Annotated in this window: 15 protein-coding genes; 5 read left to right on the top strand and 10 right to left on the bottom strand. The window is 44.8% G+C overall.

All coding sequences use genetic code 11. From position 1 onward, the window contains the following. Nucleotides 1–23: 23 nt before the first annotated feature. The 8 genes from ACVA58_RS00735 to ACVA58_RS00700 all read right to left on the bottom strand — a co-directional run bounded on the left by ACVA58_RS00735 (nucleotide 24) and on the right by ACVA58_RS00700 (nucleotide 7,350). Complete coding sequence (locus tag ACVA58_RS00735; protein ID WP_446508561.1) at nucleotides 24–272, bottom strand: hypothetical protein; 249 nt, start codon at nucleotides 270–272, stop codon at nucleotides 24–26. Nucleotides 273–646: 374 nt separating this feature from the next. Continuing rightward, nucleotides 647–1,093 carry an META domain-containing protein gene (locus ACVA58_RS00730; protein WP_446508560.1) on the bottom strand — a complete coding sequence of 149 codons (447 nt, stop codon included), beginning with the start codon at nucleotides 1,091–1,093 and terminating at the stop codon, nucleotides 647–649. Nucleotides 1,094–1,388: 295 nt separating this feature from the next. Then, on the bottom strand, nucleotides 1,389–3,035 hold the full coding sequence (locus ACVA58_RS00725) for a mechanosensitive ion channel domain-containing protein (protein ID WP_446508559.1): 1,647 nt from the start codon (nucleotides 3,033–3,035) through the stop codon (nucleotides 1,389–1,391). A 160-nt stretch (nucleotides 3,036–3,195) separates the two neighbouring features. Then, nucleotides 3,196–3,627, bottom strand: coding sequence for a hypothetical protein (locus ACVA58_RS00720; protein ID WP_446508558.1), 432 nt, complete (start codon nucleotides 3,625–3,627; stop codon nucleotides 3,196–3,198). 246 nt (nucleotides 3,628–3,873) lie between these two features. Next, nucleotides 3,874–4,623 carry a phosphate ABC transporter ATP-binding protein PstB gene (gene pstB / locus ACVA58_RS00715; RefSeq protein ID WP_446508557.1) on the bottom strand — a complete coding sequence of 250 codons (750 nt, stop codon included), beginning with the start codon at nucleotides 4,621–4,623 and terminating at the stop codon, nucleotides 3,874–3,876. Nucleotides 4,624–4,641: 18 nt separating this feature from the next. Then, nucleotides 4,642–5,508, bottom strand: coding sequence for a phosphate ABC transporter permease PstA (gene pstA / locus ACVA58_RS00710; RefSeq protein ID WP_446508556.1), 867 nt, complete (start codon nucleotides 5,506–5,508; stop codon nucleotides 4,642–4,644). 5 nt (nucleotides 5,509–5,513) lie between these two features. Beyond that, the gene (pstC, locus tag ACVA58_RS00705; protein WP_446508555.1) at nucleotides 5,514–6,425 is read right to left on the bottom strand and encodes a phosphate ABC transporter permease subunit PstC; all 912 of its coding nucleotides are present in this window, start codon (nucleotides 6,423–6,425) and stop codon (nucleotides 5,514–5,516) included. 106 nt (nucleotides 6,426–6,531) lie between these two features. Next, nucleotides 6,532–7,350, bottom strand: coding sequence for a phosphate ABC transporter substrate-binding protein (locus ACVA58_RS00700; RefSeq protein WP_446508554.1), 819 nt, complete (start codon nucleotides 7,348–7,350; stop codon nucleotides 6,532–6,534). A gap of 694 nt (nucleotides 7,351–8,044) precedes the next feature. Here ACVA58_RS00700 and ACVA58_RS00695 point away from each other — a divergent pair. From ACVA58_RS00695 to ACVA58_RS00685, 3 genes are all read left to right on the top strand, one after another. Further along, complete coding sequence (locus ACVA58_RS00695; RefSeq protein WP_446508553.1) at nucleotides 8,045–8,962, top strand: LysR substrate-binding domain-containing protein; 918 nt, start codon at nucleotides 8,045–8,047, stop codon at nucleotides 8,960–8,962. Between the two features lie 261 nt (nucleotides 8,963–9,223). Continuing rightward, on the top strand, nucleotides 9,224–10,441 hold the full coding sequence (locus tag ACVA58_RS00690; RefSeq protein WP_446508552.1) for a NupC/NupG family nucleoside CNT transporter: 1,218 nt from the start codon (nucleotides 9,224–9,226) through the stop codon (nucleotides 10,439–10,441). Between the two features lie 188 nt (nucleotides 10,442–10,629). After that, complete coding sequence (locus ACVA58_RS00685; protein ID WP_446508551.1) at nucleotides 10,630–10,905, top strand: hypothetical protein; 276 nt, start codon at nucleotides 10,630–10,632, stop codon at nucleotides 10,903–10,905. Nucleotides 10,906–10,912: 7 nt separating this feature from the next. Here the strand turns inward: ACVA58_RS00685 and ACVA58_RS00680 are convergent, their stop codons facing one another. After that, on the bottom strand, nucleotides 10,913–11,707 hold the full coding sequence (locus ACVA58_RS00680; protein WP_446508550.1) for a family 16 glycosylhydrolase: 795 nt from the start codon (nucleotides 11,705–11,707) through the stop codon (nucleotides 10,913–10,915). A 174-nt stretch (nucleotides 11,708–11,881) separates the two neighbouring features. Next, nucleotides 11,882–13,330: a DUF3131 domain-containing protein gene (locus ACVA58_RS00675; protein ID WP_446508549.1), complete on the bottom strand. Its 1,449-nt coding sequence runs from the start codon at nucleotides 13,328–13,330 to the stop codon at nucleotides 11,882–11,884. Nucleotides 13,331–13,540: 210 nt separating this feature from the next. Between ACVA58_RS00675 and ACVA58_RS00670 the strand changes: the two genes are divergently transcribed. Both ACVA58_RS00670 and ACVA58_RS00665 read left to right on the top strand, forming a co-directional pair. Next, the gene (locus ACVA58_RS00670) at nucleotides 13,541–15,268 is read left to right on the top strand and encodes a type I secretion system permease/ATPase (RefSeq protein WP_446508548.1); all 1,728 of its coding nucleotides are present in this window, start codon (nucleotides 13,541–13,543) and stop codon (nucleotides 15,266–15,268) included. Continuing rightward, the gene (locus tag ACVA58_RS00665) at nucleotides 15,261–16,559 is read left to right on the top strand and encodes an HlyD family type I secretion periplasmic adaptor subunit (RefSeq protein ID WP_446508547.1); all 1,299 of its coding nucleotides are present in this window, start codon (nucleotides 15,261–15,263) and stop codon (nucleotides 16,557–16,559) included. The genes ACVA58_RS00670 and ACVA58_RS00665 overlap by 8 nt, the downstream gene beginning before the upstream one ends. The last annotated feature ends 113 nt before the right edge of the window (nucleotides 16,560–16,672 follow it).

Genomic DNA, 16,672 nt, shown 5'->3' with positions numbered 1-16,672 from the left:
TTAACTCCAGGACTTTTTAGCTATTAAGAACGCCCTTTAATGTCATCAAAGCTAGGTTTGTACTCTGATTTGGTATATTTGGTTTTTAACTTAGGGAAATGCGTTCTATCGTTTTGTCCCTGTAATTCATTACTTGCTGGGACAAAATTGGATGGTTGATATATTACTTTTTGTGGTGATACTTCACTGTTGTCATTGCGGCCTTGGAGCTCGTAAGCGACAGCTGAATTGGCAACAAATAGCCCTACAATAATTAATGCGATATTTTTCATGGCAGCCTACCTTAGCAAAAGTGAAATGTTTACCGAGTTGTATATGCCCAATTGACTTGGACATAGTAAGCTTAGATGATAAAAAAACGCGAATGGCATGATTTACAAAACTTTAATTTAAAAATCTATCAATAAGAGCTGGTATATAACATGTTATATATTTTTAGGCTCAGTATTAAAAATATATAACCAATTGAAAAAATAGTAAAAAGTGTCGAGTTGGTCACAATCAAGGAAGGGGATATTGGCTAGAGATAACTTATCTGACAAAACATGAAAGTTTTGTGAATTAAGGATATTGATATATACCCCCCTGCATCTGGGGGCATAAATACTCCCGCAAAAAGCAGGAGTATTATACTCAGTAAGAGGTCTTAATTCGCTTCTGTACGCGTAAAGGTTAGCGTGTGTTCAGCACCAGTCAGAGTTAGTTGGTTGCCTGCGATAGTCGCTGCACTCCAATCCATAAGGGTCGCGCTCATTACGCGCTCTAGTTCCATCGCTGGCTCAGGACATGCCATCATGGTCATCCCCATTTTCTCAATGCGCAGTTTATTTTCGTTAAGTTCGGCTTGGCCGAAGTAACGATTACAGCCGGCATGGCCATTGGCAGCTAGATCTGCAGAGAGTTGTAGGTTTGGTGCTTGGAACGGTTCTGTGATCTCAAGAGCGTTCCCGTCAACTTTGTTAAGTACCCAGTTGAAAGAAGCAAGGTCAGTATTGGTGAGCATAGCGGTCGTTGGCTCGCTTTCAGTGTTAGATGCACAAGCGGCCAGAATGACAGGTACGGCCAATGCAGCAAGAATACGTTTCTTCATCATTATAAATTCCCAGAAGTCGTGATAATTACCCAATAAAGTATTACTACCCTGAATACTTAGGGTTGGGTAATTAATTGTACGTTGTTTTTTATGTTATTTTACAATATATATCAGATTTTGGTGTGAAGGAATATCTAAAACTCACTTACACTGCAAAATTCAGGTTCGATTTGGTTTTACCCAGAACAAAGAGTAGTTTAATCGAGACAAAAAGAAAAAATGTTAAGCCTACGTCATTTTATCTATACCCAAGTATATTCGCCACTGATGAGGCTCTGAATCTTGCAGTTTGACGTTACTTGGGTATGTCTTCCTTATTTATCATATGTAAATGGACATCTTGTTGCGGGAATGGGATAGAAATACCTTCACGGTCAAAGCGCATTTTCACTTCTCGGGTGACATCCCAATAAACATCCCAATAATCCTCGGTTTTGACCCAGGGGCGAACAATAAAATCAACGGAGGATGAATTGAGGACATGAAGTTTGATGGTTGGTTCAGGTGAGCGAAGCACCATCGAGTGATCCGCCAAAATGGCCTCCAAGACCTTTTCGGTTTTTTCAATGTCATCACCATAGCCAATGCCAAACACCATATCGACCCGACGTACCCTTTCATGGGTGATATTTTTGATGGTGTCTCCCCAAATCTTACTGTTGGGCACGATCAAGATTTGATTATCAAAGGTCTTGATCGTGGTGCTGACCAAGCTCATATGGCTGACCTTTCCCGAGGTACCGCCGGCTTCGACAAAATCGTCGACATCAAATGGACGGTAGATCAGCAACATCATACCGGAAGCAAAGTTAGATAGGGTGTCTTGTAGAGCAAAGCCAATGATCACACCCGCAACCCCGAAACCGGTTAGGACAGGTGCTAAGTTAAGCCCAATTTGCGACAGGGCAATCAATATACCGATGCACAAGATGGTATTGCCACTGATTGAGATGAAGAAGTCTTTCATCAGCTGTGACATGCGCAAGGTAGGTGAGGAGACCGCACGGGTGACAATACGTCGGGTGATATTCTTGAAAATCTTGAAGATAAATATAATAACGAGAAAGATGAAGAGCTTGAACAGGGCTGCTGGGGTGTTTTGTACCAGCCAGTCACGGAAGTCCTTCAGGCCATCTGAGAGCAATGACCAGAGTACTTTGATATTGAGGATTTCATTGGTGAGGTTGCCCGATACGACGAATAGTTGTTTGGTGTAGCCAGTGGTGTCGATCCCCATTTTGCTGGCAAGGTCGACGATAAACTGCAGTCCTTCGATATCACCGACAACTTGTCGCTGGGCAAGGATATATTGCAGTTGCAAGGAGGCTTTTTCCTCCTCGGTAGCAGACTTGATTTGGCCTGCTAACATGCTTTCTTGTTGGTTATCGAATGAAAGCTTGGCAGAAAGGAAGTCTAGTCTTTGAACGACGTCTTTGATCAAACTTTTCTTTTTTTCATCATCAGGTTTATCGAGCAATTCCAACCAGCCAAAGTTCACCCACTGCTCTTTGAGAATCGTATGATAGAAAGCGGTTGTTTCATGGAGCGTTTTTTGGATGATAAGCTTTTGCTCTTGATCGGCACTGTCTAAATCAGTTTGTAGCTTGGTGATTTGATCGGCTAAAAAGTCAATGGCCAGGGTGAGGTATTCGATTTGATCATGCACAAACCCAATGACTCTTGGTGTGTTTTCCTCTGTACGCTTGCTGATGAGTTTCTGCAGTTCTGCACGGATATCCTCATTTTTCTTCAGCATCTGCATATCGATGATATTTTTAGCAGTGCCGGTTTTACCCTGTGAGTCTTTATAGAGCTCCGCCATTTCCACTTCCATTTGCTCTATCTGAGCAAATTCATCTGGCTTGGGTTCAGGTACTTGTTCGGCTTCCTCGGCAAAGGAAAACAGTGAGAAGAAAAGAGTAATGATGACTAGCCAGCGCATAGAGAACGGACTCCGAGATGTAACTACCTAACAATAAACATAGAGATGATTTGGGGTGAAGGTGGCTTAAATGTTGGAAGAAAAGAGATAAAGCCAAAGGTTCGAGATGGCTGAAAGTTGAATGGTCATGTGCCAGTGTTAACAAGGTGCAGGGGACAAATCACTCTTTGGCTCCTTCGCCATCAATGATCACCTCTAACCGGTATTGAGCGACTTCGTTGCGGCGCGCAGCTGAGCGCATCATATAGACTCGAATTTTGTAGTCACCGCTTGAGGGCAGGGTGCCTTCGAATTGATTTCCATTGATAGAGCCATTGAACATGGCAGTTTCATTTTCGCCAGGAGCGAGAATATTAAAGTAGGTCGCGCTATGTTGTGTGGCGAGGCTGACATTCATTATCTGACCGGCCTGCGCCCCTAACAGGTAATCTACTGTCTCATAGCCTGTGATAGAAGATTCAATAACCGCATTGTTGGTGCCAGGTTGGAACTGTACCCGTTCGGAACGGGTATCGTCCTTGGCGAAACACCCCATGGCAGCAAATAGCAAAATCAGGTAAGTGTGTATTCTTATTGCTATAGCGATCTGCATGTCGAGGCTCCTGTTAAGGCCAATCAACCAAAATATGATCGAATTTTAAATAATTTGGTACCGAATGGGCGGGTGAGACCACTAATACTCCAAAATATTACTCAACAGTTTAGTTTAACTCGACAAGATTTGTTATGTGAAAGCCAGGCAAAAAAAGGCCCCCTACATGAGGGGGCAATATTTACCATCGCTGTTATTATTCGTCAAAATTCTGCATACGATTTGAGGAAGCGATTAAAGAGTCTATTAACCAAAGTCACCGTTTACATAACCGCGTGTACGGTCGTCAGCAGGCTGGTTGAATAGCACGCTTGTTGAATCGTGCTCAACCAGTTCACCCATTAGGAAGAAAGCAGTACGGTCAGAGATACGACGTGCCTGCTGCATTGAGTGGGTAACGATAACGATGGTGAAGTCTTTTTTCAGAGTCTCCATCAAATCTTCAATTTTTTTGGTGGCAATAGGGTCAAGTGCTGATGTTGGTTCGTCCATCAGGATCACTTCTGGCTCCATTGCAATTGTACGGGCAATACACAGACGCTGCTGCTGACCACCCGACAGACCGAATGCGTGTGATTTCAAACGGTCTTTTACTTCATCCCAGAGTGCTGCGCCGCGAAGTGATCTCTCTACAACTTCGTCTAGGATTTTCTTGTCTTTAACGCCCTGAGCACGAAGACCATAAGCGATGTTTTCGTAGATGCTCATTGGGAACGGGTTTGGCTTCTGGAATACCATGCCGACTTTGATGCGAAGCTGAGCAACGTCAATGTTGCCGTAAACATCTTCCCCATCCATCGAAAGGTGACCTTCGATTTTTACGCCTTCAATTAGGTCGTTCATACGGTTAAGGCAACGTAAAAGCGTTGATTTACCACAGCCTGACGGACCAATGAGTGCGGTTACCTGACGGTTTGGAATCGGCAGGTTAATTTGCTTAAGTGCTTGGTTTTCGCCGTAGTATAGGTCTAGATTTTCAATATTAAATTTATTCATGGTTCTCTTCCTCAAAGATTAGTAAGTCGCAGTATTGAATCGGCTAGCGATAAGCTTTGTTAACAAGTTAATAACAAGAACGATAATGATCAGAATGGTGGCTGTTGCGTACGCCTGGTTCCATTCGTGAATCGTGTATAGCTCCTGCGTTAGTTTGTACAGGTGAACGGTTAGCGTACGGCCAGAGTCGAACATGCTCTCTGGAATACGGGCAACCATACCTGCAGTCATGAAGACCGGTGCTGATTCACCGATAACACGACCTACACTGAGGATGATGGAGGTAACAATACCTGGCATTGCGCTTGGTAGAATCAGTCTCCAGATGGTGTAAATTTTAGATGCACCCAGACCATATGAACCTTCGCGGTAAGTCTGAGGTACAGCCATTAGTGCTTCTTCAGTTGTACGGATAATAACCGGCAGGATGAGGATACTCAGGGTCAGGGCACCTGACAGGATAGAGTAACCAAAGCCCATAACAACAACGAAGAAAGTCATACCGAATAGACCGTAGATAATCGACGGAATACCGGCCAGTGATTCTGTACAGAAACGAATCACTTTTACTAGCTTACTACCTACCTTTGCGTATTCGGTTAGGTAGATAGCGGTCATAATACCCAGTGGGGCTGCCACACCAATTGAAGCGGCAACCATGTACAGGGTGGAAACAATCATTGGCCAGATACCTGACTCTTGGCCGATGGTGGTGTAGTCGCTGGAAATGAACGTCCAATCAACATGTGAAAGGCCGTTGCTCAGAATGTACCAAACAACCCAGAGTAGAAAGCCGACAGTGATAGATGCGGCTGACCAGATAAGCACGAGTGAAATTTTATCTTTCATCTGCTGCTTTTGTGTATTTGTACCTTGTAAAGCCATCGTAATTACCTCGCACGCTCACGGTTCAAGTAAAGAAGCGCGCCGTTTAGTACCATAATGAACACCAGAAGAACGATACCCGTTGCGTATAGTGCACTTGCGTGGAGGCCAGTTGCATATGACATCTCAATCGCAATGTTTGCCGTTAGCGTACGGGCTGAGTCCAAGATACCTCGCGGCATGGCCGGTGAGTTACCCATGACCATGATAATCGCCATGGTTTCACCAAGCGCACGGGCAACACCCAAGATAACGCCGGTCATGATGCCTGAGCGTGCTGCAGGTACAAGCAGCTTAAAGATTGTGAACATTTGCGATGCACCCAGTGCGTACGAACCTTCTTTGTAAGTACGCGGTACAGCACGAATGGATGTTTCTGATACCGTAATAACGGTTGGCAGAATCATCACCGAAAGTACGATGATACCAGCTAAGATGGTGTTACCTGCTGGTACAGCAAATACATCTTGAATTAGAGGTACGATGATAACTAAGCCGAAGAAACCGTAAACAACAGACGGAATACCAGCAAGTAGTTCGATCATCGGACGAATGATATCTGCAAGGCGTTTCGGTGCAACTTCCGAAATGAAAATTGCAGTTAGTACGCCAATTGGCACACCGATAACAACTGCGCCAGCGGTTGATACCACCGATGCCACAATCATTGGGGCAATACCGTATAGCGCGGGTGGTAGCCAGTTTGTACCTAGAACAATACCGCCAACACCAGCTTCGGCAAAGGCAGCGTAACCTTCACGGAAGATAAAATAGCCAATTAAAATTAGCGAAAGAATGCCAAGTGCAGCACTCGATAAAAATAGATATTTAAAAAACAGTTCACGCCAGTCGACTTTATCTTTCGCTTTTAGCGAAGAGCGCTTAGCTGAACTTTCAATGTTATTTGCGATGGTCATATTCTTACTCCAGATATTGGTTAAACAAGGTTTATCCGAATACCAAGGAATCAACAAAAACCCGGTCGTCATCAACTGATGACGACCGGTAAATTAAACTTATAACTTACTTAACAGCGATGAAGCCGTTGTCAGCAACAATCTTCTGGCCTTCAGGACCTTTTACCCACTTAAGGAAGTCCAGAGCGGCAGTTGAAGGGCGGCCATCTTTGTAAACAACTAGGAATGGACGCTGTACACCGTAATCACCAGCCTGAATAGCTTCAACAGATGGCTGATGGTTGTCGATAGATAGAGGCTTAACAGACTCGTCTACAGAACCTAGAGAGATATAGCCGATTGCAAATGGGTTGTTCGCGACAATCGTTTTCAGCTGGCCGTTACCGCTTGCAACTTGTGCACGCTGTGAAATGGCAGAAACTGAAATATCGTTAACTTTCATTTTTAGGTCCATGATGTCTTCGAAAGCACCACGAGTACCAGAAGCTGTATCACGAGTCGCAACTACGATTGGCTTGTCTTCACCACCCACTTCTTTCCAGTTAGTGATTTCGCCTTTATAGATTTTAGAAACTTCTTCGATAGATAGGTCATCAACTGTGTTGTTGTTGTGTACGACGACTGCGATACCGTCACGAGCGATAACAATTTCTTGAATGTTGTTAGCTTTCTCTGAATCTTTAAGATCACGAGAGCTCATACCAAGGTCAGAAGAACCATCGTGAGCAGCACGAACACCCGCAGAAGAGCCAGGGCCCTGAACTTCGACTGTCACACTGTTTGACTGTGCGTAGGTTTCACCGAGAACTTCCATGATTGGTGATACGGAGCTAGAACCTACAACTGAAATAGTTTCATTTGCTACTGCAGTGTTGAATACCATTGAACCTGCTAGGGCTAGAGCACCAATAACCTTTGTTTTCATTTTCCTAATCCTTAAAAAGCTGGCCTGATTGCCAATAGGTTTTGAATGAACGAGGCAAAGATTAGGGAAGAAGTATGACAGTAATGTTTCAGTAGTTTGAACACTCTATGACGCTATTCATAAATGTTTAATAAGTGTCCAATTTGATCTTGATTCCACTTCTTTATTTTGTGCGTATTGCTATAACCTGGCAATTCCCAAAGGAATCACATGTATAGCGAATGGGTATATAGTGGCTTTCTCGCTTGGTGCGTCATTGTGCATATCTTTTTTATTTTGGGTAGTTATAAGGTCGATTTGGAGTGTCGGTGACGATGGTTTGCGGTGTTTAATGCTTAGTTGTTATTCTTTGTTGGTTTAATTGTCTGGCGTTGTTTTTCTGTTTGATTTGGTCTGCGGAAATGCTAGTACATGAAGGTAATGTTACAAGGCTGCAATCCTTGATAAAAGTTGCAGTTTTTAATTATTAAAAAATTTATTGCTGATTTTTTCTTAATTATTTTCAAGAGCAGTGCTTGATTGCTTCATTTGCTGCTTTTGTCACCAAGCGATGAGTGCTTCTGTCGTTTTATGACAGTGGCCAGGTATGAGAAACATCATAGAGAGTGGCCGAGACAGAAAAGCATTGTGAGAGCAATACTTGGCCTTGGCTCTGGTACAATTACTCCACAGAGTTCGTAGAAACACACAAAGAATGATTAAGAAAGCCCAACAGATGGTGGTGTTCAACGCGCTGACCCATCAGCGCAGTTTTACCAAAGCAGCACAGCTGCTTGATATTTCACGCACCCAAGTCAGTAAACTGGTTAAGCAATTGGAACAAAGGCTAGGTGTACAGTTGGTGCAGCGCACAACGCGTTCATTTGCATTGACCGAAGCGGGAGAGCGGTTTGCTGCACATTGCGCCAATATCGTTGCTGAAATGAACGAAGCAGAAAGTGAGCTCTTGCAGAATAGTGATAGCATGCAGGGGATCTTGAGGGTGGGCAGCGCCCAGTCATTTGCCCGTCACCATATCGCCCCTTATCTTGCCTCTTTCCATCAGCTATATCCTCAGTTGGATGTAGAGATGAGCTTGTTTGATCACAAGGTCGACCTCATCGCTGAGCAATTGGACTTGTGGATAGGGATGACAGACTCTCCTCCTGAAGGGTTTGTTGCCCGTCATTTAGCTGACTGTCATTTTGTCCTCGCCGCTAGCCCGGATTACCTTGCGCGCTGTGGTGTGCCTTATAAGCCTAAAGATCTTGATATCCATAACTGCATTACTTATTACAGTCGTGAGCGAAAAGATAATGTATGGAGTTTCCAGCAAAATGGCGAGCAGCAAAATATAAAGGTAGCAGGGAATTACCGGGTAGACTCGGCGGATGCGATCCTTGATGCCACCTTATCAGGCCATGGGATCGGTTATCTGGCCACTTATCTACTTGATAAGGAGTTTCAGGAAGGACGGTTGGTTCGCTTATTGCCGGACTGGCAGCTGACACAGTATATGCCTTTATATGCAATCTATCCTCGTTATCAGTATTTGCCCAAGAAGGTACAAGCCTTTCTCAGCTTCATCCGAGACAAAATTGGTGAGCCGGTGTACTGGGACAAGGTGCTTTAATCACCAAACTAACCTCAGTGCACGAAATCGTTTTCGTTTTATGTCGGTATTAGGGGGGAATATTGTCAACTATGGTGACAATAGTATCCCCCTGGTGCACCAATCATGGATAGCTGGCATGAATTGGCGTTTATATAAGCAAAATCTCTGTTCTATGTGTCAAAAGTGTAAATATGTGTAACAAGTTGATCCTTGTCACAGTTTTATTTCTCAATAGAATGCCTCCGCAATCGTTTACTAACAAATTTGTGGAGTTTGACCATGAGCTATCTGGTCAGTGCACTAGGCGTTATTACGCTTTTTGCGGTTGCAGTTCTATTCTCTGAAAATCGTCGTGAAATTAACTGGCGTACCGTGGGTGGCGCATTTGCCATTCAGCTAGTTTTTGCAGGCTTTATCTTATATGTGCCTGTAGGGCGTGAGATCCTCAACTCTGTTTCATCGGCAGTTTCAGGCATTATTGACTATGGCCGTGTTGGCACTGAATTCCTGTTTGGTGAACTGGCTCAGTTCAAACTAGGTTTCATTTTTGCGGTTAACGTTCTACCGACGATCGTGTTCTTCTCTGCATTAATATCTGTGCTTTATTATTTGGGCGTGATGGGTTTTATCATCCGCAGTATTGGTGGTTTGCTACAGCGTTTTCTGGGTACTAGCCGCACCGAATCGATGTCGGCAACAGCGAATATTTTTGTGGGGTCTGTTGAGGCACCACTGGTTGTACGTCCCTATTTGGCAAAAATGAGCCGCTCTGAATTGTTTGCCGTTATGGTTGGTGGTCTAGCTTCTGTCGCTGGTGGTACCTTGGTGGGCTACGCAGGTTTAGGGGTAGATATTAGTTACTTGATAGCAGCCAGTTTTATGTCTGCTCCTGCTGGTTTGATGATGGCTAAAATCCTGGTACCTCAGACTGAAACGATCAATGAAGATGACGCTATCGATGATGGTGGCGATGATGAACCCGTTAATATTATCGATGCGGCGACACAGGGTGCATTGAGCGGTTTGCAGATCGTCATGGCTGTCGGTGCGAGTTTATTGGCCATCATCAGTTTGATTGCAATGATCAACGGCGGCCTAGCGCATGTCGGTGATTGGACCGGTATTGACAATCTAAGCCTGGAATTTATCTTCGGTTATCTCTTTGCCCCTGTGGCATGGTTGATTGGCGTGCCTTGGTCTGAAGCTACCGTTGCTGCGAGTTTGATTGGTAAGAAGATCGCAGTTAATGAATTTGTTGCATTTGCCGATTTGATGGCGGTGAAAGATCAACTGAGCAGCCACTCGCAGGCGATTGTGACATTTGCTCTGTGTGGATTTGCAAACCTTACATCCATTGCCATGCTAATGGGCGGCTTGGGCGGTGTTGTCCCTAGCCGACGCCCTGACATAGCTCGCTTAGGCTTCAAGGCCATTTTTGCTGCGACCTTGGCAAACTTGATGAGCGCAACAATTGCTGGTGTCTTCTTGTCTTTTTAACGGTGGCAAAATAATACCTCGAACAAAAAAACAGAGTGCAATGCACTCTGTTTTTGTATGTATCAGTAGTGAATCCACACTACGATCACTTGTACTGCGATATAAGACCTAAGGACCATTTGAGTATATGTAGCCAATCCGGTAGTGTCTGTCTCACAAGTGATATAAATTCAGATATAGGCGATGAGATGAAATCTGACGTTGATAAGTTGCTCAATCAACATAACAAGCTTGTTCATTCTGAAGATAAGAAGGTCGCATCACATACCCAACGTGAGGCTGAGGATTGGGTTATGCACTCCATAATGCTCGAAGGCTACGATGTCCCATTTAAATTCAAGCGCAAGAAAAAGTATCAATCGCTCGCTGGAGCGAAGGTGAACTTGACCTATTATCCAGCCACGGAGGTTGTGGCTGGATTGAGCTTTGAAGTGATGAAGGTCGTGCGAATTAAGCGGGCATAAGCCTGCTCTAGTTCCTTAACGAACACTTCCGCCCAGGGATAAAGCGGAAGTTTTTGTATTCGGCGGTGACTGAGGTGGTTGGATCTTTGCTAAAATCTCCCGCCCAATTTGAGATCCGCTCATCCGTTGCCCAGACATTGGCCATGATTCGCAGACGACTGTCGGTGACTGACGGGATGGGATCATTGTTCGTGTTTTTCACTTTATAAACCATCTTGCCGTCGATATACCATTTGATCGCGCCTTTGGTCCATTTGATGCCGTAACGGTGGAAGTCTTGTGATGCATCGAAATTCAAATAAATAAGTTGCTCATGACTACGAGTATAGCGGTCATCATTGGTCCAGAAGTTTACCTGCATGACATTGGTGTTGTGACCTAGAAATTCAACATCAATTTCGTTGTGCATACCATTGCCATCTTCAGGCTTGTCATAAGGGCCGGAAAATAAGAAGAATGAACTGATGACTCCGGGTTCGGCAATAGGCTTCATTTCCACTTCATAGCATCCATAGCCATAATATCCATGGCTTCTTAACTCACCAGATTGAAATTCAAAGTCATCCGCTCCATTAGGTGCATGGCTTAATGTTATTGCCATGCCGTCAGTGGAATGCGAAATCGCTTCTCCTTCCCAGCGGTTGAAGAAAGGAAAGCCGTTACTCCAGCCGTCGGATTTCCACCAAAGTTCAGAATTGAGTTCGGTAAAGGGGTCTTCTATAGAGGTATCGGCAAGCACGAGAGGGGTAAACGATAGCATGGTGATAAAGCCTGCCGTTTGGGTGAGTGATCGCAACAACATAAATACAGATCCTTAGGAAAATAGAGCCAGCACAATGCCCACGTAACATGAAGTCTCTTGGGTATTATTAAATTAGCAGGATTTTTTTGCCCTAGAGCTGTAAAGCTGTATTGGTTCTGAGACGTATAATTAAATTATGCGACGCAGTTTGTAATGTTGTGTCTAGAATGCAAATTAATCAGGTCTAATAAGTGGGACAAAATTCCGTTTTTTGTACCATAGTGCACTTAAAATGAGTGAGTTAGTGTTGATGTTATAAGCACTGTTCGGGCCTTCGTTTAAATAAATACCGGTAGGGATAGAACGGTGTGTGAGGCTGTTATTTATGACTCTGTCAGCAAGTTGTTGACTGAAGTCATCATCATTAAATAAGACGCTCAAGCCAAAAGCGACTTTATTGCTAAAAATTTGAGGATTCTCCACTGGCTTACCACCAGGCGCGATACTCAGCCAAGCACTGCCATAAATATAGATATTGTTGTACGAAAACCAAGGCGAACGGCTCATGGCATCTTCAGCAAAAATCCATGGGACTTTTTGCTGCGAGGATTTGTTTTTTTGTAACCGGTATAAGGTGTCCAGTTGGTTCCACCATTGATCTTCAGCACCAATTTCTATACCAGCAAGAACATAGGGATCCGTCGTGAAATACGGTAAGTTACGCTTATCAACTAACAGTGGGATCCCATCCACTAAGACTTTTTCTATATCTTGTTGTTCATAGGCCGCAGAAACGTTAAATCCGGCGAGATCGAATCCGTAGGCGGCATATTGCAAATATCCTAACCGACCTTCTTGGCGATAATCTTTTTTCTTGGACGTTTTAAGCTCGCCGTACAATGTACCTTGGTATACTGATTTATCCAATTGCCAATGCTCTAAGATACGTACAACAGAGGCTTCGAACTCTGGTTTTTTCCGTTGGGTAATCTCTAACCAAATTAAGAGCCGGCCGATATCTAAAGCAGACCAGCCATTGCCGTTGGAACGGCTAGAACTGAACCGGCCAGAGGGGTCAGCGGTATGAGTATTGTACTCGCGGTTTGGCAGGGCGTTACGATAGAGAGGTAAACCCAATAGGGTATTGAGTGTTTTTTGCAGTTTGCTGTTAGCTTCTTCGGATGAGATCAGCTCAAGGCCCTCAGCGGCGAGAATCGCTGCTATTCCACTGGCCACATCCCACATCGTACTGTGATGGTAGCCTTGTACTGAGTTAATGAGGCCAGTTTCATCGTTCCAATTTTGCTCAACATAGTAATAAGCTTTTTTGGCTAACAACTTTTCGTTGCGGGTGAGTTCGACAGGGGCTTGTATGTCTGTGGATATTTCTGTGCCTGATGTCGCCGCCATGGCTGGAGAAGCGGTTTCAATCTCTGAGAGATTCTCTTCGAGTTCAGTTTCTTTAATGATAATAGGGGGAGCAATTGTTCGGCGCTGAAACTCTATATCGCTCGACGCTACATCCGTATTGTTATGGGTTACGCTGCGACCACCATAAAAGCTGGGCTCGGCTTCTTCTGTTTCAGTGTTGAAAGCAGCGAACACAAACAGCGGCATCAGTAATGCAGTCAATACTGGTGTTATTTTCAGCAGGCTTTTGTGTTGTAGCATCGCTTTCAGCATTACCTCTTCTTTCCTTTTTGTGACAACTTAATAAGTTATATCGGTTTAATCCATGCGTTGGGATAGTTTGCTATGGATGCAGAGCAAAACTGTGACGCTGCTCTCGGAGATAACTGTTTGATGTTTAATTAATTATCTGAAAATTCTTTATTGTAAATTTTTTACTTGTCCTATAATTCATATACCACAAGTGGCGTATGGGGAAGGATCTTGCTTAAGGAAACGTTAGCAACTGCGTTGACAGCGTGTAAAAAGGATTTGTTTTTTGTCGCTTTGTTTAGTCTGGCGATTAACTTTCTGGTATTGACGCTGCCTGTATATAGCTTGCAATTATTCGATCGGGTGCTTAGTAGTGCAAGCTTAGATACCCTTATGGCCTTGATGGTCGTCGCGGTTGGTTTGTTGACTGCTCAAGCGGTGATTGAACATGTCAGAACACTACTGCTACAGCGCTCCGGATTAAAACTGGATGTCTCTCTGAGTTCATCATTGCTAGCTGATAGTATTCGCCGTTCTTCCAAAATGAACCGGATTGAAAAGCAAGGGCTGCAAGATTTGACTGAAATTCGCCAGTTCTTGGTGACCCCTTCGACTTCCGCGATTTTCGATATCCCTTGGGTGCCTCTGTTCTTACTTATCTTATTTGTATTACATCCGTTGCTTGGCACTATTGCGCTAGTTGGGTGTTTTGTCTTTTGCGTACTGGCTGTAATCATGATGCTCTCGGCGAAGAAACCCAGTGAGCAAGCCCATGACTTAAGTATCAAAACCAGCATGGAGTTGAATGACTTTTTGCGAAATGCTCCAACATTGAGGGCGATGGGCATGGCTGATAGTGTTGGTACGCTGTGGAATCGCCGTAACGTCAAGCTATTGGATTTGCAATGGCGACTCAATGCCCGTACAGGTCAGTTGCTGTCAATCAGCCGCTACTTTAGAACCTTGCTTCAAGCCATTATTTTAACCGCAGGTGTGGTCTTGGTATTACAAAACCAGATAGGAGCCGGGGCTATTATTGCCAGCTCAATTATTATGGCACGGGTATTGTCACCTTTTGAGCAGGCTGTTAGTGGTTGGAAGAGTTGGTTCAGTGCTTTGCAGGCGTATAAACGGCTTAACCAATACGAAGACAGTCAACAGTCTGAGCCGCAGACAGAGCTACCAGACCCTAAAGGAGAGCTCTTACTCCATAATATCGGGCTTAAATTCCAGCACCAAGGTCAGCCTGTCCTGCAGAATATCAGCTTCAAACTTGGTGCGGGTAATGCCTTGGCCATTATGGGCAATAGTGGGTCGGGTAAATCAACCCTGGCTGCTTTGATCATGGGGATCCATAAACCCAGTATGGGCAGCATCAAGATCGATGGTGCTGCCATCGATCTTTGGCCGGAAGAGCAATTCGGCAAGCATATCGGTTATTTACCGCAAGAGGTGGGCTTGTTGGCGGGCACGGTGGCCGAGAATATTTGTCGTTTTTCAGAAGCACCCGCTAAAGATATTATTCATGCCGCTCGCTTAGCGTGTATCCACGAACTTATTATTTCTCTGCCGCAAGGCTATGACACCTATTTGGGGGAAGGTGGGGTACAACTCTCAGGCGGGCAGAAGCAACGAATAGGTTTGGCGAGAGCGATTTTTTCCAATCCGAGTGTACTGGTGCTTGATGAGCCTAACTCCAACCTCGACCCGGAAGGGGAGGTGGCTTTAGCCATTGTACTTCAGTACTGCAAGGAGAATCAGATCACGGTGGTGATGATCAGTCATCGCCCTGGCTTTCTGAGACAGATGGATTGGGTCATCGTTCTTAAGGACGGGAAAATAGAAAAAGCAGGGACATGCGACAAGTTTTTGGGAGCGATGTCTGGTGTTGACAATAGTGCTGAAGCTGCAGTGAAAACGGCCACAAAAGCTTCAGGGCAAGGAGTACAACATGGATAAACAACGCTTTGATACCCGGAGCATCATACTTTTTGGCTGTATTTTTTTATTTTTAACTGTTGGCAGCTTCTTGGGGTGGGCGTTAACAGCCCCGCTTGATTCGGCTTCTATTGCCCAAGGTACGCTGGTCGTTGAGTCGCAACGGAAAAAGGTTCAGCATTTGCGAGGCGGTTGGGTAAAGGCGATTTATGTACAGGAAGGTCAGCACGTAAAAGCTGGCGATGTGCTATTAGAGCTGTCGAATACCAAGGCTGAATCGGATTATCGACGCTTGGTGCTTCGCTCTGCAACCCTCAATGCACGCCATGATCGTTTGAATGCTGAGCTAGCCCAGGAGCGTAAGATCAATTGGACCTATCAGGGGCGCCATGATGTCGATGAAACAGAGCTGGCCAATATCATTAATACTCAGCAGTTGCAGTTTCAACAGTCAATACTGCGTCGCGATCTTTCTGAAGGGCAGTATCAGCAGAAAAACTTGGTATTGGAAGAGCAACTGCGCGGGGCCAGTTTTCAACTTAAAGCCATTAATCGGCAGCTATCCCTTGTTACCCAAGAGATAGCTATGACAGCAGGGCTATTGGAGAAAGGGTATGTGTCGAAGACTCGTATGCTGGAACTTCAACGGCATCAAGCCGGTATTGAGGCCCAAGTAGCAGAGCTCACGGCTCAAATTGATGTGCTAGAGGGACAGCTACGTTCCCTTGAGCAGGATTACAAGTCAGAAAAGGTAGAGTGGGAGCAACAGCGTGCGGTTGAACTAGCTACTGTCGAGCGGGAATGGCGGGATGTGGCCCAGTCTTTGAACGCTGCCAGTGATATTCGTTCTAGGGTGACAATCCGCAGCGAGCATACCGGTACGGTGGTGGGGTTAAACGTACACAGTATTGGTGGTGTTATTAATCCTGGTGACGTTATTTTGGAAATCGTACCAGACAGCGATGAGCTGATCGTCGAAGCTTTGGTCAAACCGGAAGATATCGATGTGGTACACAATGGTCTAGAAGCAAGAGTAAGGCTTAGTGCTTACAATGTGCGACGTACTCCGCCAGTTCAGGGCGAGGTGATTTATGTTGCGGCTGACCGATTGCAGCCTAAATCACAACAGCACCCCACAGGATACCTGGTTCGGGTAAAACTGAATAAAGACGAAGTGGCCTCCCTTGGCCACATAGAGCTATATCCGGGTATGCCTACAGAAGTGTTTATTTTGTTGGAAGCACAAACGATGTGGGATTACTTCACGGCACCGTTATTCAACTCCTATTACCGGGCATTCAGAGAGTCATAATCAGTGGTGAGCATATGGAATTTGATATCGTATTTTGGTTCTTTTTTTATTTGTCTTTTTTCTGTTTATCCACCTACTTGGGCTATCAAAAAGGCAATTTGATCGCAGGTATT

Source organism: Photobacterium sp. DNB22_13_2, from assembly GCF_052873915.1.
The sequence above is the reverse complement of the archived record's forward strand: the minus strand, read 5'-3'. Positions and strand labels throughout refer to the sequence as shown.